We start from the raw sequence: 21,473 nt of genomic DNA on the forward strand, positions 1-21,473 counted from the left end.
TGACAGGCTGTTCGGCAAGCCTGTTGCTGCTATCAGGCCGTGCATGACCACCGCTGAGCCCCGAGATCACGGCCGAGAAGGCACCCGTGCCCGCATCCTTGATATCGGGCTGCGCTGCTTCGCGCAGGAGGGGTGGTCCGGCGCGACGACCCGGATGATCGCCTCCGGGGCGGGCGTGACTTTGCCTGTGATCTCCTATCATTTCGGCAACAAGGAAGGCCTGCACCGCGCTTGCGCGGAAGCCATTGTCGAAGCCTATCGCGCGCGCATGCTGCCGCTGGCGATGGCGGCGCGCGCGGCGGCGGACGAAGAGGGGCTGTCGCGTGCAGGCGCCCGCGGCTGGCTGCAGCGCATTCTGGAGGCGCTGGTGGCAGGCATGTCGGGTTCCGCCACGGGGCAGCTGGAAACCGCCTTCGTGCTGCGCGAACTGAGCGAGCCCGGCCCCGGCTATGATCTGCTGCTGAACGAATTGTGGAAGCCCGGCATCCTGCTGGTGGCGGACCTGATCGCGGCGGCGCGGGGCCTTCCGTCCGCCGGAGAGGCGGAGCGGGCCGCCGCGATGATGCTGCTCACGTCGCTCACGGCCTTCAGTACCCATGCCCCCGTGACGATGGCGATCCTCGGCTGGCAGGGCGTGGACGAGACGCGCCGGCAGATGGTCTCAGCGCTGGCCGGGCGGATGCTGGACGGGCTTCTGGCCGATCCGGCCTAGGCCGGATCCGCCAGCAGGCCTTTCATCAGCGTTTCCACCGTGTGCGCACTGTAGCGGGCATGCAGTTGCGGATCGGCGTTGGGAAGGCCCCCGAACACGGCGGACAGGGTGAAGCGGTTGGCATAGAGCCCGTCGGCCGCGCCGATGGTATTGAAGTAGAACAGTTTGGGATCCACCGGCCGGAATTCGCCGCTGGCGACGCCGGCTTCGATGATGCGGGCCTGCGCGTTTGCGATCGGCTGCAGCAGTTCCTCCGCGATGTGCCGCACCCGGGCCGGGTCGGCTTCGCGGACCATCTGCTGGATCAGCCGGTTCAGATAGGGAATGGCGTAATAGGTATCGAGGATGCCGCTCAGGTGAATGCGCATCCGTTCCGTCGAGGTCACGTCCAGGCGGAACAGCCGGTCGAGCTGGCGGATCCGCCGTGTCACGTCACGGTCCAGCAGCGCCATCAGCAGCCCTTCCTTGCTGCCGAAGAAATAGCGGATCATCGCATGGTTCACGCCGGCGCGCGCGGCGATGTCCACGATCCCGATCTCGGTCGTGTCCAGTTCGCGCATCAGGGCGCTCGCGGCCTCCAGCAGGGCATCCCGGCTGTTCTCGCGCGCGGGCCTTTCGGGCGTGCGCGGCGGCTGCGCTGAATCCGGCGGTCCATTTTCCGCAACGCGCTGCCGGGCGGAATGGCCTTTGAGACGGCCTGTTATCATGCGGCGCATAGTGGGCATCGCACAGGCAAATGCAATCCCTTGCGCGTTGTTGCGCGCCCATTCACTATCAGGATTGATAATAAACTGTCAGGCGATAGTCTGCTTGGTGGCAGGCAAGAAGAACGCCAACACGACCTGGGGAGAAATCGAATGCGCCAATTCCGCCGCGTGCCGCTGCTGCTTTGCACGGCACTTGCCACTTCGCTGACAGCCGCGCCCACGCTGGCGCAGAATGCCGCCGCGGTGGAAGACGACGCGGGCATCGCCGATATCGTCGTCACGGCACAGCGCCGGGCTCAGGCGCTGAGCGACGTTCCGGTGGCCGTTCAGGCCTTCAACGGCGACACGCTGGAGCAGATGAACATCCGCTCCACATCTGATCTGCAAATGGTGGTGCCCAGCCTCAACGTCTCGCAGGGGTATCAGGGCATTCCGATCTATACGCTGCGCGGGATCGGCTTCAACACCATCAACCTGTCGTCCACTTCCACCGTTGGCACCTATGTCGATGAAGTGGCGCTGGCCTATCCCTTCATGAACTCCGGCCCGATGTACGATCTGGAACGCGTGGAGGCGCTGAAGGGCCCGCAGGGCACGCTCTATGGCCGCAACACCACAGCCGGCCTCGTCAACTTCATCACCAACAAGCCGAAGGATGAGTTCTCGGCCGGCGTCGCCGTCGAGGTCGGCAGCTACCAGATGCTGAATACGGAAGGGCATCTGAACGTCCCGCTGGGAGACCGCGCGGCCTTCCGCGTCGCCTTCCGCACGGAAGACAGCCACAAGGGCTGGCAGCGCAGCCGCAGCCGGCCCGAGGAATCGTTGGGTGAAACTCACCGCTACGGCATCCGCGGCACCTTTGCCGCCGAGCCCGTCGACGGCATGCGCATCGAGCTGACCGCCAACTACTGGAAGAACAAATCGGACACGCTGGCGGGGCAGGGCGTCGGCTATACGCCCAACACCGATCCGGCCAACGGCACCGTCTTCTCGCTGTTCAACGCCCCGGGCCTTCCGGCGTTCATTTCCGCCAACAAGGACAAATGGAACGCCCGCTATGCCGACTGGGCACCCTATTCGGTGCGCTCACCCGATATCGGACGTGGCGCCGGCATCAGCGATCCGCAGCGCGAGGACAGCAGCTTCATCGGCCTGCGCGGCCTGGTGGAGGCGGAAATCACCAATGACATCAGCTTCATCTCGCTGACGGGCTACAACAAGGTGACGCGCAACGCCGTGGTCGACTGGAGCGGTGCACCGTTCGAGGTGCTGCTGCAGGATACCTATGGCTATGTCGAATCCCTGTCGCAGGAACTGCGCTTCCAGGGCACGACCGGCCCGGCCGACTGGGTCGTCGGCGGCTATTACGCGAACGACAAGGTGCTGGACACCAACCAGACGCTGCTGGGCCAGAACGCCAATGTCGGCGCGATCCGGGCGACGATCCTGCAACTGGGCCTGCTGAACACGCCGTTCAATTCGGACGGCTTCAACGTCACCGACGTGATGCAGTCGTTCCGCACCTACAAGGACGAGGCAACCTTCGACGTCGAGACGATGAGCCTGTTCGCCAGCGCCGACTGGGAGCTGACCGAGGCGCTGACCCTCACCACCGGCATCCGCTACACCCGCGACATGCAGGACTACGAGGGCTGCTCTCGCGACATCAACGGCAGCATGCTGCCGAACGTGAACCTGTTCAACCGCGCCTTCTTCTATCAGGTGTATGGCACGCTGACGCCGCCGATTCAGCTGAACCAGTGCAATACCTTCGATCCGCCTTCCGGCACGTTCGGGCCGGTGAAGACCTATATGAGCGAGGACAATGTCGCCTGGCGGGTCGCGCTCGGCTATGATGTGAACGACGACACGCTGCTGTTCGCCTCGGTGACGCGCGGCTACAAGTCCGGCTCCACGCCGGTGAATGCCGCCAACATTTCCACACAGAACTTCCCGGCGACGCAGGAGCAGCTGACGTCCTACGAACTGGGTGTGAAAACCGCCCTTGCCGACCGCAAGCTGAACATCAACCTGACTGGCTTCTACTATGATTATCGCGACAAGCAGCTGTCGATCTATTTCGCGGATCCGATCTACACCACGCTGCTGCGCCTCGATAACGTGCCGAAGTCGCGGGCTTACGGCATCGACGGCGACATCACCTGGTCAATCACGCCCGAACTGACGTTCAACCTGGCCGGCACCTGGCTGCAGACGGAAATCCAGGGCTTCAAGGGCATCGACTCCGCTGCCCAGCCGCTGGACTATGACGGCTATACCTTCCCGCTCAGCCCCGAATGGTCCGGCGCCGCAGGCCTGATGTGGGACAGCGAGATCGGCAATGATCTCGGCTTCCGCGCGCTTCTGAACGGCCGCTACCAGAGCTCGTCGAAGAACGCGCTGCAGCCCAGCGACATTCTGGACATGCGGGCCTATGCCCTGCTGAACGGCAGCGTCGCGCTCTACAGCCAGAAGGGCTGGGAAGTGTCGTTGTGGGGCCAGAACCTGACCGATAAATATTACTGGGTGTCGGGCGCGACCAACGCCAACGTCGCCGTGCGCTTCCCTGGTCGGCCGCGCACGTTCGGGCTGACAGGCAAGTATAATTTCTGAACCCCAGGCCGCCCCGGGCAGTTCCTTGCTGCCCGGGGCAAACCCCTTTGCGAACCAACCCATGCGAATGAACAGGAGGCGGAACCGCTGAACTGCGACAATCAGATGAGGGAAAATCAGATGAGGGAAAACCGCCTGCGCGGACGGATAGCCGGCGACGGGCCAAGGGGAGAGTGACGGAATGGCGAAGGTGAATTTCGAACGGATGCACACGCTGGGCGATGTGACGCGGGTCCACGCCGAGGAGCGGCCGGACGCGATCGCCTTCGAGTTCGAGGGGCGCTCCACCAGCTTTGCCGAGCTGGATGCCCATGCCCGGCAGGTGGCCAATGCGCTTCTGGCCTCGGGCGTGAAGCCGGGCGACCGCATCGCCTATCTGGGCAAGAACAGCGACCATTATTTCGAGCTTCTGCTGGGCGCCGCCCGGGCCGGGGTGGTGATGGTGCCGATCGGCTGGCGGCTGGCGGCGCCGGAAGTCGCCTTCATCGCCGACAATGCCGAGGCCCGGATCCTGTTCGTCGGCGGGGAGATGGTGGAGGCAGTGAAGGCCAGGGCCGACCTGGTGGACGGGCGTCCGATCATCGCCATGGAGCCCGGTTCCGACTGGCCGACCTATGAGGTCTGGCGCGATGCGCAGCCCGCCACGGAGCCGCCGGTGACAGTGAAGTCGTCCGACGTGACATTGCAGCTCTATACCTCTGGCACAACGGGCAAGCCCAAGGGCGCGATGCTGACGCATGACAATCTGCTGGAGGGCCGCAAGCTCAGCATGGCCAATCCGATGCCCTGGAACGACTGGGGGCCGGACGACATCAGCCTCGTTGCCATGCCGGTCGCCCATATCGGCGGCACCGGCTGGGGGCTTGTCGGCCTTGTGAACGGCGCCAAGGGGGTGGTCGCGCGGGAGTTCGATCCGCTGAAGGTGCTGGACTATATCGAGCATGACAAGGTTTCGAAGATGTTCATGGTGCCGGCGGCGATGCAGATCGTCGTCCGCCAGCCGCGCGCCCGCGAAGTGGACTACAGCCGGCTGAAATATATCCTCTATGGGGCTTCACCCATTCCGCTGGACCTGCTGCGCGAGTGCATGGAGGTGTTCGGCTGCGGCTTCTGCCAGCAGTACGGGATGACGGAAACGACCGGCACGATCGTCTATCTGCCGCCGGAGGATCATGATCCGGCCGGCAATCCGCGCATGCGGGCCGCGGGTCTTCCGCTGCCGGGCGTGGAGATCAAGGTGGTCGATGCCGACGGCAACGAGGTGCCGCGCGGCGAGGTGGGCGAAGTCGCCACCCGCAGCTACGCCAACATGAGCGGCTACTGGAAGCTGGACGAGGCGACCGCCGCCACCATCTCCGCCGACGGCTGGCTGCGCACGGGCGACGCCGGCTACATGGACGAGGACGGCTATCTCTTTATCCATGACCGGGTGAAGGACATGATCATCTCCGGCGGGGAGAATGTGTATCCGGCGGAAGTGGAAAGCGCCGTCTATGGCCACCCGGCCGTCGCGGAAGTGGCGGTGATCGGCGTGCCCGACGACAAGTGGGGCGAGGTGGTGAAGGCCGTGGTGGTGCCGAAGCCCGGCGCCACCATCGACCCGGAGGAGATCATCGCCTTCGCGCGCAGCCGCATCGCCGCCTTCAAGGCGCCCAAGAGCGTGGACGTGATCGCCGCGCTGCCGCGAAATGCCTCGGGCAAGATCCTGAGGCGGGAACTCCGCGCGCCCTACTGGGCCGGCAAGACACGGCAGGTGAACTGATGGAATTCGCGCTTTCCGCCGACGACCTGGCCTTCCGCGAGGAGGTTCGCAGCTTCCTGAAGGAACGGCTCACGCCGGAACTGCGCGAGGCGGGCGCGCGCATGACATCGGTGTTCATCGACAAGCAATGGTCGATCGCCTGGCAGAAGATCCTGCACGAGAAGGGCTGGGTCGCGCCGGACTGGCCCGTCGAGCATGGCGGCACCGGCTGGACGGAGACGCAGCGCTACATCTTCGCCAGCGAATGTGCGCTGGCCTCTGCGCCGGCGCTTGCGCCGCAGGGGCTGAAGATGGTGGGCCCGGTGCTGATGCATTACGGCACCCCGGAACAGAAGGCGCATTATCTGCCCCGGCTTCTTTCGGGCGAGGATTTCTGGTGCCAGGGCTATTCCGAGCCGGGCGCCGGTTCGGATCTTGCCTCGCTCAGGATGGCCGCCGTGCCGGACGGGGACGATTATGTGCTGAACGGTTCCAAGATCTGGACGACTCACGCCCATTTCGCGAACCGCATCTTCTGCCTGGTGCGCACCAGCACGGCCGGAAAGCCGCAGGAGGGCATCACCTTCCTGCTGATCGACATGGAAACGCCCGGAATCACCGTGCGTCCGATCCTGTCGCTTTCGGGCGACCATGACCTGAACGAGGTGTTCTTCGACAATGTGCGCGTGCCGCAGGCCAACCGTGTCGGCCGCGAGAATGACGGCTGGACGGTCGCCAAGTATCTGCTGGAGTTCGAGCGCGGCGGCCGCGCCTCCGCCGGGTTGAAGGTGGGCCTTGCCCGCGTGCGCGAACAGGCCCGGGCCGAAGGGGTGCTGGCCGATCCCGCCTATCGACGCCGCATGCTGGAGGCCGAGGCGAACCTGTCCGCCATCGAGATGACGGAGCAGCTGATCCTCTCGGCCCTGACGGGTGGCAAGAACCCCGGCCCGCTGTCCTCGCTGCTGAAGATCCAGTCGACCGAGGCGATGCAGAAGATCGACGAACTGGGGATCGAGGCGGCCGGCCTTTATGGCAGCGTCGAGCAGACGGCGGCCCGCCAGCCGTTGAGCCAGCTGCCCTATGTGGGGCCGGAACATTCGCTGACGGCGATGCCGCGCTATTTCAACAACCGGGCCGCCACCATCTACGGCGGCTCCAACGAGATCCAGCGCAACCTGATCGCGAAGGTCGTGCTGGGCCTCTGACCCCCTCGGTTGACGCCCGGCCCCTGATCGGCAAACAGCAGGCACCCTGCCAGCCGACGAGGATCCCGCATGTCTGCTTCCCCTGCCACCCAGGCGCTGGAAATCCTGTCCGGCCTGGGCATCGCCCTGCCATCTTCCGGCCTTGAGGCCCGGTCCCCCATAGACGGCGCGCGGATCGGCCATGTGACCGAAGCTTCTGCCGCCGGTATCGAGGCCGCCATTGCCGCCTCTGCCGAGGCGTTCCGCGGCTGGCGGCTGGTGCCCGGCCCGAAGCGGGGCGAACTGGTGCGCCTGTTCGGCGAGGAACTGCGCCGGGTTAAGGAACCGCTGGGCCGGCTGGTCACGCTGGAGGCCGGCAAGATCCTGTCCGAAGGCCTGGGCGAAGTGCAGGAGATGATCGACATCTGCGACTTTGCGGTCGGCCTGTCGCGGCAGCTCTATGGCCTGACGATGACGACCGAACGGCCGGGCCATCGCATGATGGAAACCTGGCATCCGCTGGGCCCAGTGGGCGTGATTTCGGCCTTCAATTTCCCCGTTGCGGTGTGGTGCTGGAACGCGGCGCTGGCGCTTGTGTGTGGCGATCCGGTGATCTGGAAGCCCTCGGAAAAGACCCCGCTGACGGCGCTGGCGGTGCAGGCCGTGTTCGAACGGGCGGCCGCGCGCTTCGAAGGGGCGGTGCCCAACCTCAGCCAGATCCTGATCGGCGGGCCGGATGTGGGCAATGCGCTGGTGGAGGATGGCCGGATCGCCCTGGTGTCCGCGACGGGTTCCACCCGGATGGGCCGCGTGGTGGGGCCGAAACTGGCGCAGCGGTTCGCCCGAAGCCTGCTGGAACTGGGCGGCAACAATGCGCTCATCGTCGCCCCGTCGGCCGATCCCGATCTGGCGCTGAAGGCCATCGCCTTTGCCGCCATGGGAACGGCGGGCCAGCGCTGCACCACGCTCAGGCGGCTGATCGTGCACGACAGCCTGAAGGCGGCGCTGGTGACGCGGCTGAAGGCGGTGTGGGCCGGCGCCGTTGTCGGCGATCCGCTGGCTGCGGATACCCTTGTCGGCCCGCTGATCGACGAGGCTGCCTCGGAACGGATGACGGCGGCGCTGTCCGCCGCCCGTGCGGCGGGCGGCATCGTCCATGGCGGGGATGTGATCGACCGCGGCGGCGGGGCCTATCGCCGCCCGGCGCTGGTGGAAATGCCCGCCCAGGTCGGCCCCATGCTGGAGGAGACCTTCGCGCCCATCCTCTATGTGGTGGGCTACGCCACGCTGGACGAAGCCATTGCGCTGAACAACGGCGTCGGCCCCGGCCTTTCGTCCTCGATCTTCACGACCGACCTTCGCGAAGCCGAACGCTTCCTTTCGGCCGCCGGCTCGGACTGCGGGATCGCCAATGTGAACATCGCCACTTCGGGCGCGGAAATCGGCGGTGCGTTCGGGGGCGAGAAGGAGACCGGCGGCGGGCGCGAATCCGGATCCGACAGCTGGCGGGCCTACATGCGGCGCGCCACCAACACGATCAACTATTCCAACGAGGCCCCGCTGGCGCAGGGGGTCCGGTTCGAGATCGGCGGATAGACGCGGCAGGCGCCTGCCCGCCCGGCCCGCCGGGCGAATTGCCACAGACGATTTTGCATAGCTTGGCCCGCGCGCCGTCAACGTCGATGGAGCGCACAGATTCAACGCCTGGAGCCTGACATGACAAACCGCCTCTCCGCAGAGGAGCTGGACGCCTTCCTCGATTCGCTCCGCCGGTTGCTGGCCGACCGCTGCGCCGAAGCCGATGTCCGCCGCATCATGGACCGGGCCGACAGCCATGATCCCGATCTGTGGCGGCAGCTTTCCGACATGGGCGTGCCGGGGCTGCTGGTCGATCCGGCGCATGGCGGGCTGGGCGCCGGGCCGGCCGTGCTGGAACGCGCCATGGAAGAGCTTGGCGCGGCGCTCTGCCCGTCGCCCATCCTTTCCTCGGTGATCGCCACCGGGCTGGTTTCGGCGCTGGATGATTCCGCCGCCGCCCGGCTGCTGCCCGGAATCGCGGACGGCAGCACCATTCCCGCCATCGCGCTGACGGGGCCGGCCGCGAAATGGACCGCCGACAGCGTGGCGGTTGCCGCCACCCCGCGCGGCAACGGCTGGCAACTGGACGGCAAGGCGGCCTTCGTGCTGCACGCCGCGATCGCCAACCTGCTGCTGGTGGTGGGCCGCGCCGCAGATGGGCTTGCTCTGTTCGAAGTGGACCCGGCGGCGTCCGGGCTTACGCAATCCCCGCTTCCCGCCTTCGACCACACGTTGCAGATGTCGGACCTGGCGTTCGACGGGGTCGAGGCTGTCCGCCTTTCGCCAGAGGGTGACTGGTGGCCCCGGGTGGAACAGGCGCTGGATCTGGGCCGGGTTGCCCTGGCCGGCGAGCAGGCGGGCGGTGCGCGCCGCGTGTTCGAATTCACCGTGGATTACGCCCGCACGCGCCACCAGTTTGGCCGCGCCATCGGCAGCTTCCAGGCGATAAAGCACATGGCAGCCGACCTGCTGCTGGAAACGGAATCCGCCATATCGGCCGCGCGCCACGCCGCGCAGGCGCTGGCCGATGGCGCAGCCGATGCGCCGCAGGCGGTCAGCCTTGCCGCCTTTGCCTGTGCCGATGCCTATGTGCGAACCACGGCCGACAGCATCCAGATGCATGGCGGCATCGGATTTACCTGGGTGCATCCCGCCCACCTCTATCTCCGCCGCGCCCGCGCCGACGCCCAGTTGCTGGGATCCTCCGCCGTGATGCGCGAACGCTTCATCCAGCAACTTGGGGGCTGACCCGATGACAGACCAACCGATTTCCGATGCGCAGCTGACCGCAGAGGTCCGCGCATGGCTGGCGGCAAACTGGGACGCCGCCCAGAAGGTGAAGGCCGAGAATTTCGGCCGCAGCCCCTATCAGCCCTTCCTTGAGAAGGTGCTGGCTGCGGGATATGCCGTTCCCACCTGGCCGAAGGCCCGCTGGGGCCTGGGCCTGAAGCCGGCGCAGGCGCGGATCATCGAACAGGAATTCGCCGCCGTCGGCGCGCCCGGCGCCGCGCAGGACAAGCACAATCTGTGGGCCAATACCGTGCTTGCCCATGCCACGCCGGATTTCCGCGACGAGGTTCTGCCGAAGCTGCTGACGGGCGCGCTTGGCATGTGCCTGCTCTATTCCGAACCTGGCGCGGGATCCGACCTTGCCGCAGTGCGCACGCGCGCCGACCGCGAGGGCGACCAGTTCCGCGTGAACGGCCAGAAGGTGTGGACGTCCGGCGCGGCGGTTGCCGATTACGGGATGCTGATCGCACGGACCGACTGGGATGCCCCCAAGCACAAGGGCATCAGCTTCTTCTTCCTGCCGATGAAGCAGCCCGGCGTGGAAGTCCGCCCGCTGCGGCAGATCACCGACGAATCGCATTTCAACGAGGTGTTCATCACCGATGCGATGGTGCCTGCCGCCAATCTTCTGGGCCCGCTGAACGGGGGCTGGGCCGTGCTGCAGACGGCGCTGGCCTATGAACGGTCGGTGATGGGCGATGCCGCGCGCGGCCCGCGCAGCGGCAAGGGCGGCCCGAAGGGCGACGGCGCACTGCTGGAACTGGCGCGGGAAGCCGGTGTGCTGGACGATCCGCTGATCCGGCAGGACATCGCCCAGGTCACGGCGTGGAAGATCCTGAACCGGCTGAACAACAATCGCGCCAAGGCCGATCTGAAGCGGGGCACGTCTTCGCCCATCATGTCTCTGGGCAAGCTGGCGATGAGCCGGATCCTGCACCAGGAAGCGCGGCTGCGTACCCTGATGCTGGGGGCGGAAAGCCTGCTGGAAGGGCCGGAGCATCCGCGCGCGGAAGACGCCAACTTCCTCAGCCTGAATGCCTATTTCACCTCGATCGGCGGCGGCACCGACCAGATCCAGCGCAACATCATCGGGGAGCGCGTGCTTGGCCTTCCGAAGGAGCCGGAGATCGACCGCGAGATGCCCTTCCGCGAGGTGAAGAGCGGCTGAGCATCGCGGGCCTCGACACCCGGCCGCCGCCTGCCCTAGCAGGTGGCGATGGGTGAAACGGACGAAATCGCGGGCCGCGAGACGGGTGGGTGGCGCTTCTGGATCGACAGGGGCGGCACCTTCACCGACCTCGTCGCCCGATCGCCGGACGGTCGCCTGCAGACATTGAAGCTGCTCTCGGAAAATCCGGAGCATTATGCCGACGCCGCTGTCGAGGGGGTTCGCCGTTTGCTGGGGATCGGCGACGGCCCCCTGCCGCCGGGCCTTGTGCGGGAGGTGCGGATGGGCACCACCGTCGCCACCAACGCCCTGCTGGAGCGTAAGGGCGAACCGACGGTTCTGGCGATCACGCGCGGTTTCGGCGACGCGCTGAGGATCGGCTGGCAATCCCGGCCGGATCTGTTTGCCCGCCATATCCGGCTGAACAGCCAGTTGTACGACCATGTGGTGGAGATCGACGAGCGCGTCCGCGCGGACGGCGCCATCGACCGGCCGCTGGACGAGGCGCGGGCGTCCGCCGCCTTCGCCGCCGCCCGGGCGCAGGGCTATCGCGCCATCGCCATCGTGCTGATGCACGGTTGGGCCTGGCCGGCGCACGAGCTTCGTCTTGCGGCCCTTGCGCGGCAGGCGGGGTTCACCCAGGTTTCCGTCAGCCACCAGGTCGGCGCCCTCATCAAGCTGATCGGTCGCGGGGACACCACGGTTGCGGATGCCTATCTCTCCCCCATCCTTGCGGCCTATGTCGATCGTGTTTCGGCCGATCTGGGCGCGGCGACACCGCTGACGTTCATGCAATCGTCTGGCGGACTGACGGGTGCACACGGCTTTCGCGGCAAGGATGCGATCCTGTCAGGCCCGGCGGGCGGGGTGGTGGCCATGGCGGAAACCGCTCGCGTGGCCGGGTTCGATCGCGCCATCGGCTTCGACATGGGCGGGACCTCAACGGATGTTTCCCACTTTTCGGGCGATTATGAACGGTCGTCTGATGCAGTCGTCGCGGGCGTGCGGCTGCGGGCGCCGATGCTGTCCATCCACACGGTCGCGGCCGGGGGCGGTTCGATCTGCCGCTTCGACGGGGGGCGCCTGCGGGTGGGGCCTGAATCGGCGGGCGCTGTGCCGGGCCCGGCCGCCTATCGGCGGGGCGGGCCACTGACAGTGACGGACTGCAACGTGATGCTTGGCAAGCTGAGCCCGGATTTCTTCCCCGCAGTTTTCGGCCCCCATGCGGATCAGCCGCTGGATTCGGAAAGCGTGCGGGCGGGATTCAGCGACATGGCCGCCGAAGTCTCGACCGCGACAGGCCGGGCCGTGTCTGCCAGGGATCTGGCGGAAGGCTTCGTCAGCATCGCCGTGCAGCATATGGCGGAAGCGATCCGTGCCATTTCCATCCAGCGGGGCCATGACGTGTCGCGCTATGTCCTGAACTGCTTCGGCGGCGCGGCGGGCCAGCATGCCTGCCTTGTCGCGGATGCGCTGGGAATGACGAAGGTGCTGCTGCATCCGTTCGCAGGCGTGTTGTCGGCGTATGGCATGGGCCTTGCCGCGGTGCGCGCCATCCGCCAGCAGACCGTGGCGCGGCCGCTGACGGCGGCGGCCGACGGGGCGCTGGAAGCCGTTGTTGCCGCCCTGGAGGTAGCCGCCCGCGCCGATCTGGAAGGGCAGGGGTTCAAGCCGGAGCGTCTTGCCGCGGTCGCCCGCGCAGAGGTGAAGTTCGCAGGCTCCGATACGCCGCTCAGCATTCCCTTCGGTCCGGCGACGACGATGGCGGCCGCCTTCGAGGATCAGCACCGCCGCCGTTTCGGCTTCTTCGCGGCCGACAAACCGCTGGTGGTGGAAATGCTGGAGGTGGAAGCCATCGCGCCATCCGGCCAGGCCCCGTCCGCCGGCCGGGCCGGGCCGGGCGGTGCGCCGCAGCCGGCCACATGGCTTCGGGTGCGGATGGCCGGGGCCGATCATGACACGCCCGTCTATCCGCGCGCGTCCCTTTCGCCCGGCCATGCCGTGGACGGCCCTGCGATCCTGCTGGAGGAGACGGGCACCACCGTGGTGGAGCCGGGCTGGCGGGCAGGCGTGGACGACTGCGCCAACCTGCTGCTTGAACGGGTGGTGGCGCTGCCTGCGCGCACCGCCGCCGGTACCGCAGTCGATCCCATCCTGCTGGAATTGTTCAACAGCCGGTTCATGGCCTGTGCCGAGCAGATGGGTGAAGCGCTTTGCGCCACGGCGCATTCGGTCAACATCAAGGAACGGCTGGATTTTTCCTGTGCCCTGTTCGATGCGACCGGGGCGCTGATCGCCAATGCGCCGCACATCCCGGTGCATCTGGGCTCGATGGGTGAAAGCATCCGCACGGTGATCGCATCCCGGGGTGGGCGGATGGCGCGCGGCGACGCCTACATGTTGAACGCGCCCTATAACGGGGGCACGCACCTGCCCGACATTACCGTGATCCTGCCGGTGTTCCTGGACGATGATGCGGAGCCCGCCTTTTTCGTGGCGGCGCGGGGCCATCACGCCGATGTGGGTGGAATCACCCCGGGTTCGATGCCGGCCACATCGCGCACCGTGGCGGACGAAGGCATCCTGATCGATGACTTCCTGCTGGTTGAAGCCGGGCGCTTCCGGGAGGCCGAGACGCGCGCCCTGTTCGCATCCGGCCCGTTCCCGGCGCGCAACATCGATCAGAACCTGGCCGATCTGAAGGCGCAACTGGCCGCCTGCGCGCGCGGCGCGGCCGAGCTGGCGCGGATGGCGGCCGAGTTCGGGCGCGAAACCGTTTCAGCCTACATGGGCCATGTGCAGGACAATGCCGAAGAATCGGTGCGCCGCGCGATCGCCGCGCTGAAGCCGGGGGCCTTTTCCTACGAGATGGATGATGGCGCGGTGATCCGGGTATCCATCACCCCCGACACGATGGCGCGGAGCGCGGTTGTCGATTTCAGCGGCACCAGCGCCCAGCGCCCCAACAATTTCAATGCGCCGCTGTCGATCACGCGCGCGGCGGTGCTATATGTGTTCCGGACGCTGGTTGACGATGCCATTCCCCTGAACGAGGGGTGCCTGAAGCCGATCCGGCTGATCGTGCCGGAGGGGTCGATGCTGCGCCCGAAGCATCCGGCAGCCGTTGTGGCCGGCAATGTGGAAACCAGCCAGGCGGTTGTCGATGCGCTTTATGGCGCGCTGGGTATGATGGCCGCCGCACAGGGCACGATGAACAATTTCACCTTCGGTGACGACAGTCGCCAATATTATGAAACCATCGCCGGCGGATCAGGCGCGGGGCCCGGATTTGATGGCGCAAGCGCGGTGCAGACGCACATGACGAACAGCCGCCTGACGGATCCGGAAGTGCTTGAAACCCGCTTTCCCGTGCTGCTGGAGGAATTCTCGATCCGTCGCGGTTCCGGCGGGGCGGGGCGCTGGCGCGGCGGGGATGGCGCCGTTCGCCGGATCCGCTTTCTGGAGCCGATGACGGCTTCGATCCTGTCCAACCGTCGGCGGGTTCCGCCCTTCGGCCTGGCGGGCGGCGCGCCCGGCGCCACGGGTGTGAACCGGGTGGTGCGCGCCGATGGCCGGGTGGAGGAACTGGGCGCAACCGCCGAGGCGGCCCTGAACCCCGGCGACATCTTCGGGATCGAAACGCCCGGCGGCGGCGGATACGGCCCGCCGGAACAGGAAGGCTGACGGACATGCTTGTGCTTCTGGGGGTCGCCGTCGTCGTTGCGGGCTTCGTGGCCCGCATCAATCCGCTGATCGTGATCCTGATCGCCGCCGTCACCACAGGCGTTCTCGCTGCCGTGGGCCCTGGCCTGACGCCGCAGTTGCTGGCGGCGGCGGCGGTTGACACGATCGGCCGCTTTGGCACGGCGTTCAACGAGAACCGCTACTTCCACATCACCTGGCTGGTGCTGCCGGTGATCGGCCTGCTGGAGCGTGCAGGGCTGCAGGAACGGGCGCGCATCCTGATCCGGCAGGTGAGGGCGGCGACGGCGGGGCGGCTGCTGCTCGTCTATTTCATGGTGCGGCAGGCGACCGCCGCGCTGGGGCTGGTTTCGCTGGGCGGGCATCCGCAGATGGTGCGTCCGCTGGTCGCCCCGATGGCGGAAAGCGCGGCGGAGGCTGAGCATGGCCCGCTGCCGGACGGGGCGCGCTTCCGGATCCGCGCCATGTCTGCCGCGACGGACAATATCGGCCTCTTCTTCGGGGAGGATATCTTCATCGCCATCGGCTCCATCGTGCTGATCGTGGGCTTTCTGGAACAGGCCGGGATCCGCGTGGAGGCGCTGCATGTTTCGCTGTGGGCGATCCCCACGGCGATCGTCGCGCTGCTGGTGCATGGCGCGAGGCTGCTGCTGTTCGACGCCCGGGTGAAACGCGACATGGCGGCGGCGGATGCCGGCGAGGAGCCCGGCCGATGATCACGCTGGAACATGCCTATCTCGTCGTCGGGCTGATGTTCGCGGCCTTCGCGCTGCTGGCGCTGGCGGAACCGGGCGCGCCGGGGCGCATCCGCCGGGCGCTGTTCTGGGGGCTGGTCGCGGCCTCCATGCTGTTCGGATCCCGGCTGGGCGGTTTCGGCAACGGCCTGCTGGTGATCGCGCTGGTGGCGATCGGCGCCACGGGAAAGCTGGGGGTCGGCACGCCACCCACCAGCAGCCCGGCGGAGCGGCAGGCGGGCGCGGCGCGCTTCGGCAACCGGCTGTTCGTGCCGGCGCTGATGGTGCCGCTGTTCGCGGTGGGCGGCACCCTGCTGGCGAAGAACACGGCCGCCGGGCAATGGCTGATCTCGCCCGTGCAGACGACCTTGATCGCGCTGGGCATCGGCTGCCTTGCCGCGCTGGCGACGGCAATGCTGTGGTTCCGGCAACCCGTTCTGGCCCCGCTGCAGGAAGGCCGGCGGCTGATGGATTCGATCGGCTGGGCGGCGCTGCTGCCGCAGATGCTCGCCTCCCTGGGGGCGGTGTTCCTGGCGGCGGACGTGGGGCAGGTGGTGGGCGACCTGATCGCCATGGTGATTCCGCTGACGACGGTTGCGCTCGCGGTGTTCGCCTATTGCCTGGGCATGGCGCTGTTCACCATCGTGATGGGCAATGCCTTCGCGGCTTTCCCGGTGATGACGGCGGCGATCGGGCTGCCCTTCCTTGTCGGCAAGTTCGGCGGGGATCCCGCCATCATCTGCGCCATCGGCATGCTGGCCGGCTTCTGCGGCACCCTGATGACGCCGATGGCCGCCAACTTCAACGTGGTGCCCGCGAACCTGCTGGAACTGCCGGACAGGAATGCCCCGCTTAACGGCGTGATCCGCGCCCAGATCCCCACCGCCCTGCTCATGCTCTTCGCCAACATGGTGCTGATGTATGCGCTGGCCTTCAGGCATTGACGATGAACCTCACCCCCGCCCTTGCATCCCGCTTCGCCACCGCCGCGCTGGGCCATGTGACGCGCGAATATCCCAACATGCTTATGCATGTGCTGGCCGGCCCTGAAGACGCGCAGACGCCGCGCCGGCTGCATCCGCTGTTCTTCGGCAGCTACGACTGGCACAGCTGCGTGCATGGCTGGTGGACGCTGTTCACCCTGCTGCGCCTGCACCCGGACAGCGCTGAGGCGCCCGCCATCCGCGCCCTTGCCGACCGGCAGTTCACGGATGCGAATGTCGCGGCCGAACTGGCCTATGCCGCCCGGCCGGAATCGCGCGGTTTCGAACGCCCCTATGGCTGGGCCTGGCTGCTGAAGCTGTGGGCGGAACTCGCGGCCCACCGCACGGCCGATGCCCGGCGCTGGGCCGCCGCGCTGAAGCCGCTCGCGGATCATTTCGCCGCCCGGCTGGGGGCCTTCCTGCCCATTGCCGATTATCCTGTGCGGGTCGGCACCCATTACAACACCGCCTTCGCGCTTCGGCTGGCGCTGGATTATGCCGACGCCCATGATCCCCGGCTTGCGGCCGCCTGCCGTGCGGCCGCGCAGCGCTGGCACGGCGACGACCGGGACTGCCAGGCGTGGGAACCCTGCCAGGACGAATTCCTGTCGCCTGCGCTGATGGTGGCGGAACTGATGCGCCGCGCGCTGCCGGCAGAGGCGTTCGCCGGCTGGTTCGACGACTTCCTGCCGCGCATATCCGGAGGGAAGCCCGCGACGCTGCTGCACCCCGCGCGGGTGAGTGACCGGACGGACGGCAAGATCGCCCATCTCGACGGGCTGAACCTCAGCCGGGGCTGGTGCTGGCGCGCGATTGCCGCTGGGCTTCCCGCCAGCCATCCGGTGCAGCCGATCGCGGCTGCGGCGGCCGCCGCGCATCTGCAGGCGGCGCTGCCGCACGTGACGGGCGATTACATGGGCGAACACTGGCTGGCGAGCTTCGCGCTGCTGGCGCTTTGCGAAGCCGGTTGACGGCCCGTTCCGGCTGCCCGAAAGCCCGCGCAGCCTGGGAGGATGACGGATGGAAACGGACAGGGCGCGACAGCGCCGCGCGCTGTGGGCAAGCTTTGTCGGCACGGGAATCGAATTCTACGATTTCTACATCTACGCGACCGCCGCAAGCCTGGTGTTCGGGCAGATCTTCTTCCCCGCGGGCGACCCCGGCCTTCAGCAGATGGCGTCCTTCGCCACGCTTGCTGTTGCCTTCTTCGCGCGGCCGGTGGGGGCGGCCGTGTTCGGCCATTACGGGGACAGGATCGGCCGCAAGGCCACGTTGGTCGCATCCCTGCTGACGATGGGGCTTTCGACCACGCTGGTGGCCTTCCTGCCTACCTATGCGATGGCCGGCTGGATCGCGCCCTTCGCGCTGTGCGTGCTGCGCTTCGGGCAGGGCTTTGGCCTGGGCGGCGAATGGGGCGGCGCGGCGCTGCTGGCGGTGGAAAATGCCCCGCCCGGCTGGCGCGCGCGATTCGGCACCGCGCCGCAGATGGGCGCGCCCGCCGGATTCCTTGTCGCCAATGGGTTGTTCCTGCTGCTGGGCCTGTGGTTGACGCCCGAGCAATTCGCGGCCTGGGGCTGGCGCATTCCCTTCCTGCTTTCAGCGGGGCTGGTGGCGGTGGGGCTGTGGATCCGGCTGAAGCTGGGCGAAACGCCGGAATTCCAGGCGGCGCTGGAAGAAGCGCCGCCGCCGAAGGTGCCGCTGGGCGAAGTGCTGCGCAACCACCGGGGCGCGCTGATCGCGGGCACCATCGGCGCGGTCTGCTGCTTTGCCACCTATTATATCGCCACCGCCTTCTTGCTGGGCTGGGGCACCAAATCGCTGGGCTATGCGATGCAGGATTTCCTGGGGGTGCAGCTTGTCGCCATCCTGTTCATGGCGGCGGGCATCTATCTGTCTGCCTGGGCGGCGGACGTGCATTTCGACCCGCGCCGGGTGCTGGCGGGCGGCTGCGTTGGCGTGATGCTGCTGGGCTTCCTGATCGCGCCGCTGATGGCGGGCGGGCTGCTTTGGGTGTTCGTGCTGCTTGCGCTTCTGCTGTTCGCGATGGGCTTCGTCTATGGCCCGCTGGGGGCCTGGCTGCCGGGCCTGTTTCCGCCGCGCGTGCGCTATACCGGCGCTTCGATGACGTTCAACATCGCCGGCGTGATCGGCGGCGGCCTGACCCCGCTGATCGCGCAGGCGCTGGCGCTGCAGGGCGGCCTCGCCCCCGTGGGCTGGTTCCTCAGCGCGGCCGGCGCGCTGAGCCTGTGCGCGCTGATCTGGGCGCGGCGGACGGAGGCGCCGGCAACGGCAGCGGCAGCGGAACCGTTCCTGTGAGGCGGTGAAGCGGCCGGGCCGGGGGCAGTTCAAGCTGCAAGATCGAAGGCGAGGAAGGACGCAAGGAATGCCTGAGGACGGGCGGCAACACGGCCTTCTGTGAGGACTATTGGGGCAATTACTGGAAGACATGCGTTTCAGAACGGTGCGCGCCGTAGCAACGGGTGGGGGACGCTGGCTGCCGCTGAGAGGGAAGCCAAGTATACTGTCCCCTGAATTCCCCAAGGGGGATTTGGAGCGGTCGAAGTTGGGGTTTTTTCTACTGTGTCAGAAGCGGCGGCGTACCTGTAGGGGCTAGCCGGCAACTCACAGAAGCGGAGTGAGGTGCCGGCCGCTAAGGGTTTACCCAGTGGTGATACGCTTCGGCGTGAACGCAGCAATGGCAGCGCTCGCCTGCTGGGCGGGGATAAGCGCAGCGCCAGAAGCTCGGGTCTGGAAAACGGTGTGAGGACTCCTGTGGCAGAAGAGAACCAGTCATCTGATGATAGCCGACTAGCGGCATCCGAGAGCCTCCGTGACGAGATGGAAACACTCGCGGCGACCGTTCGTGATCTAGTTTTACGCCAACCACCGATTCAATTGCTCGGCTATCTGTTGGCCCAATTTCATATGACAATGATGCTGAAACCCTCTGGTCCGGATGATGATCCTCGCCCGAATAAGGATGTCATCAAGTTTTTTCAGTTTGCGCTCGAGTATGTCCACGCTGTGTGGAGCAGTCACGCTCCATTGCCTTCAGAGTCTTCCAAACTTGACGAGAATTTAGCTGACGAGTTGATGAATGCACTCTATCAGCTTGAAGAAAAAACCATGTGGTACTGCATGGCAAGCTCGGCAACGCCGATCGAATTCCATGCAAAGACCACCTGGTCATTCATCCGTGGGCACAGATACCCAGTACTAGAAGGCGAGTTTTTTCGGTTTGTCTTGGCGCCACACGAGTCCGCTCTCCGTGAAGCCTACGGCATCGGTGCCGATGAGATTGCCTCGGGTATCCAGAATATTTCGGATGCTTTCCGAACTGGGCTCAGCAACGCCGTCAACAAACTAACGGAGCGAATGGACGAGGCTTGCCGCCTCGTTGAGGAGACTGGGGACGATCTTGAAACGGTGCTTAACCGGCTCAAAGTCGAGAAGAACGATTATGTCTCTGAAATGTCCGGGATCATGCACGATATGTTCTTTGGTGGCGTTAGTAACCTTAACCGTCATTCCGGGTTGCCGCGGCCGCTACTCGAAGATCTTTCCTATGAGGCAGGACAGAATGAGAATTTCTTCGCCGAAGGCGCATTTTCGGGCACGCCGATGCGTACACTGCCAACGAGGATCAAGCCTGCGATCCGCTTAGGTGATGAGATTTTTGCCACAGATGGTCAGTTCGTGCGCGATTCCGCCTATCGCGCGATCCAGTGGGGGCTGTGGAAGCGCCTGCCCTATCGCGATGAATGGCTAAGGCGGCAGGGTCAGGCGATGGAGCAGGCCTATCCTGTCATTTTCGCAAAGCAGTTCAAGGGGGCGCAAGAGTTCGAGAGCGTCTTCTACCGCGATGCGCACAGCGGAGAGTGGGTTGAGACCGATCTATTGATACTGCTCGCGGATGTACTGTTAGTTGTCGAAGCGAAAGCGGGCGCCATGCCAACGCAATCCCCTGCGACCAACTTTGCGAGCCACGAACGCGTTATTCAGAGTTTGATCGTCGAAGCCTATCGGCAGTGTAAGCGGTTTCTAGACTATCTTGCCAGCGCACCGGAAGTCGCCCTCTACAATCTTACTGACGGCGAGTACGTTGAATTCGGTCGCATCCGCCTGGATCAGTTCCGTTTGATCCTGCCAATCGGCTTAACTGTCGAAGCCTTCACGCCATTCTCGGCCATGGCCAAAGAATTGCCGGAAGTCGTGCCCATCTTGGGAGCACACCCATTCATTTCGATGTCGGTCGATGATCTGTTCGTGCTCCAACGCTTTCTTCCGACAACCGGGGAACTGCTCCACTATCTCTTGGTGCGGCAGAAGGTGGCTGGCCTTAAAGGCGCACTGTTATTCGACGAGACCGATCACTTAGGCGCGTATCTCACAAAGAACCGCTTCGACATGGATATCCGGGAGCAACTCAAGGAAGCGGATCTAGTCACGTGGGATGGCTTCAGTGACAAGGTAGATCGGTATTTTGAGAGGGAGGATTGGCAAGCCAACCCGCCTCCATCGCAACCATTCCCGGCGGCAGTGGGCCGCTTGCTCAAGGCGCTGGACGAATTCCGCCCCACAGGATGGCTACAGTTTGACGGATTCTTGCGAGATTTTGGAGACGAGGGGCGAGGTAACATCAGCCAATATCTCGATGAGCTTACTCCTACTCTTTCAGAACATCCTCGGCGTCGTTTTCAAATTGGCGAGGACGCACCGATTCAATTTTGGCTTTTCCGCGAAGCCTCACCACCTGATGCAAAGGAGGTACGATATCAGGCTCAGGTGGGCTGTCTGACCGTCCAAGCTGCAGATATGAGGGTTTTGCTCGTCGCCTATAACAACTCGGGGAAAATCAGTGGCTTGCGCTGCGAAACCCATCTTGCGCCGTCGGTTCTGCAAGTTGACTACCCAACATTACGGGCGGAAGCTGATCGGGAGCGTGCCCAAATAATTACGCTCGGTTGAGAGCTTCGGCGTATCGCTGCTGCCATGAACACGCCGCGCCCGGAACAAGAGATATTTGACGAGCTGGAAGCGCAGGCCGCTACGCTAGGTTTG

The 21,473-nt window shown here is 65.9% G+C and carries 14 protein-coding genes; 13 read left to right on the forward strand and 1 reads right to left on the reverse strand.

Translation table 11 applies throughout. The annotated features are described in order from the left end of the window. Nucleotides 1-43: 43 nt before the first annotated feature. On the forward strand, nt 44-712 hold the full coding sequence (locus ACW9TV_RS05050; RefSeq protein WP_494304761.1) for a TetR/AcrR family transcriptional regulator: 669 nt from the start codon (nt 44-46) through the stop codon (nt 710-712). On the opposite strand, the gene ACW9TV_RS05055 is transcribed toward ACW9TV_RS05050, so the two are convergent. Next, nucleotides 709-1,419, reverse strand: coding sequence for a TetR family transcriptional regulator (locus tag ACW9TV_RS05055; protein WP_494304762.1), 711 nt, complete (start codon nt 1,417-1,419; stop codon nt 709-711). The two genes, ACW9TV_RS05050 and ACW9TV_RS05055, sit on opposite strands and share 4 nt — an antisense overlap. Nucleotides 1,420-1,569: 150 nt before the next feature. Between ACW9TV_RS05055 and ACW9TV_RS05060 the strand changes: the two genes are divergently transcribed. The 12 genes from ACW9TV_RS05060 to ACW9TV_RS05115 all read left to right on the forward strand — a co-directional run bounded on the left by ACW9TV_RS05060 (nt 1,570) and on the right by ACW9TV_RS05115 (nt 21,380). Continuing rightward, nucleotides 1,570-4,032 carry a TonB-dependent receptor gene (locus tag ACW9TV_RS05060; RefSeq protein WP_494304763.1) on the forward strand — a complete coding sequence of 821 codons (2,463 nt, stop codon included), beginning with the start codon at nt 1,570-1,572 and terminating at the stop codon, nt 4,030-4,032. A gap of 181 nt (nt 4,033-4,213) precedes the next feature. Further along, nucleotides 4,214-5,794 carry a fatty acid--CoA ligase gene (locus tag ACW9TV_RS05065; protein WP_494304764.1) on the forward strand — a complete coding sequence of 527 codons (1,581 nt, stop codon included), beginning with the start codon at nt 4,214-4,216 and terminating at the stop codon, nt 5,792-5,794. Continuing rightward, nucleotides 5,794-6,978 carry an acyl-CoA dehydrogenase family protein gene (locus tag ACW9TV_RS05070; RefSeq protein ID WP_494304765.1) on the forward strand — a complete coding sequence of 395 codons (1,185 nt, stop codon included), beginning with the start codon at nt 5,794-5,796 and terminating at the stop codon, nt 6,976-6,978. Before ACW9TV_RS05065 ends, ACW9TV_RS05070 begins: the two co-directional genes overlap by 1 nt. 69 nt (nt 6,979-7,047) lie before the next feature. Next, complete coding sequence (gene amaB / locus ACW9TV_RS05075) at nt 7,048-8,553, forward strand: L-piperidine-6-carboxylate dehydrogenase (RefSeq protein WP_494304766.1); 1,506 nt, start codon at nt 7,048-7,050, stop codon at nt 8,551-8,553. Nucleotides 8,554-8,673: 120 nt separating this feature from the next. Beyond that, nucleotides 8,674-9,783 carry an acyl-CoA dehydrogenase family protein gene (locus ACW9TV_RS05080; protein ID WP_494304767.1) on the forward strand — a complete coding sequence of 370 codons (1,110 nt, stop codon included), beginning with the start codon at nt 8,674-8,676 and terminating at the stop codon, nt 9,781-9,783. 4 nt (nt 9,784-9,787) lie between these two features. Beyond that, on the forward strand, nt 9,788-10,993 hold the full coding sequence (locus tag ACW9TV_RS05085; RefSeq protein ID WP_494304768.1) for an acyl-CoA dehydrogenase family protein: 1,206 nt from the start codon (nt 9,788-9,790) through the stop codon (nt 10,991-10,993). A 48-nt stretch (nt 10,994-11,041) separates the two neighbouring features. Beyond that, a complete protein-coding gene (locus tag ACW9TV_RS05090) occupies nt 11,042-14,677 on the forward strand; it encodes a hydantoinase B/oxoprolinase family protein (protein WP_494304769.1) in 3,636 nt (1,211 codons plus the stop codon). A 5-nt stretch (nt 14,678-14,682) separates the two neighbouring features. Further along, nucleotides 14,683-15,411: a DUF969 domain-containing protein gene (locus tag ACW9TV_RS05095; protein ID WP_494304770.1), complete on the forward strand. Its 729-nt coding sequence runs from the start codon at nt 14,683-14,685 to the stop codon at nt 15,409-15,411. Next, nucleotides 15,408-16,373, forward strand: a complete 966-nt coding sequence (locus ACW9TV_RS05100) for a DUF979 domain-containing protein (protein WP_494304771.1) — start codon at nt 15,408-15,410, stop codon at nt 16,371-16,373. Before ACW9TV_RS05095 ends, ACW9TV_RS05100 begins: the two co-directional genes overlap by 4 nt. 2 nt (nt 16,374-16,375) lie before the next feature. Next, the gene (locus ACW9TV_RS05105; protein WP_494304772.1) at nt 16,376-17,383 is read left to right on the forward strand and encodes a DUF2891 domain-containing protein; all 1,008 of its coding nucleotides are present in this window, start codon (nt 16,376-16,378) and stop codon (nt 17,381-17,383) included. Nucleotides 17,384-17,432: 49 nt separating this feature from the next. Next, a complete protein-coding gene (locus tag ACW9TV_RS05110) occupies nt 17,433-18,728 on the forward strand; it encodes an MFS transporter (protein ID WP_494304773.1) in 1,296 nt (431 codons plus the stop codon). A gap of 522 nt (nt 18,729-19,250) precedes the next feature. Then, on the forward strand, nt 19,251-21,380 hold the full coding sequence (locus tag ACW9TV_RS05115; RefSeq protein WP_494304774.1) for a hypothetical protein: 2,130 nt from the start codon (nt 19,251-19,253) through the stop codon (nt 21,378-21,380). Nucleotides 21,381-21,473 lie beyond the last annotated feature (93 nt).

The sequence above is a fragment of the Sandaracinobacter sp. T42 genome, assembly GCF_059115405.1.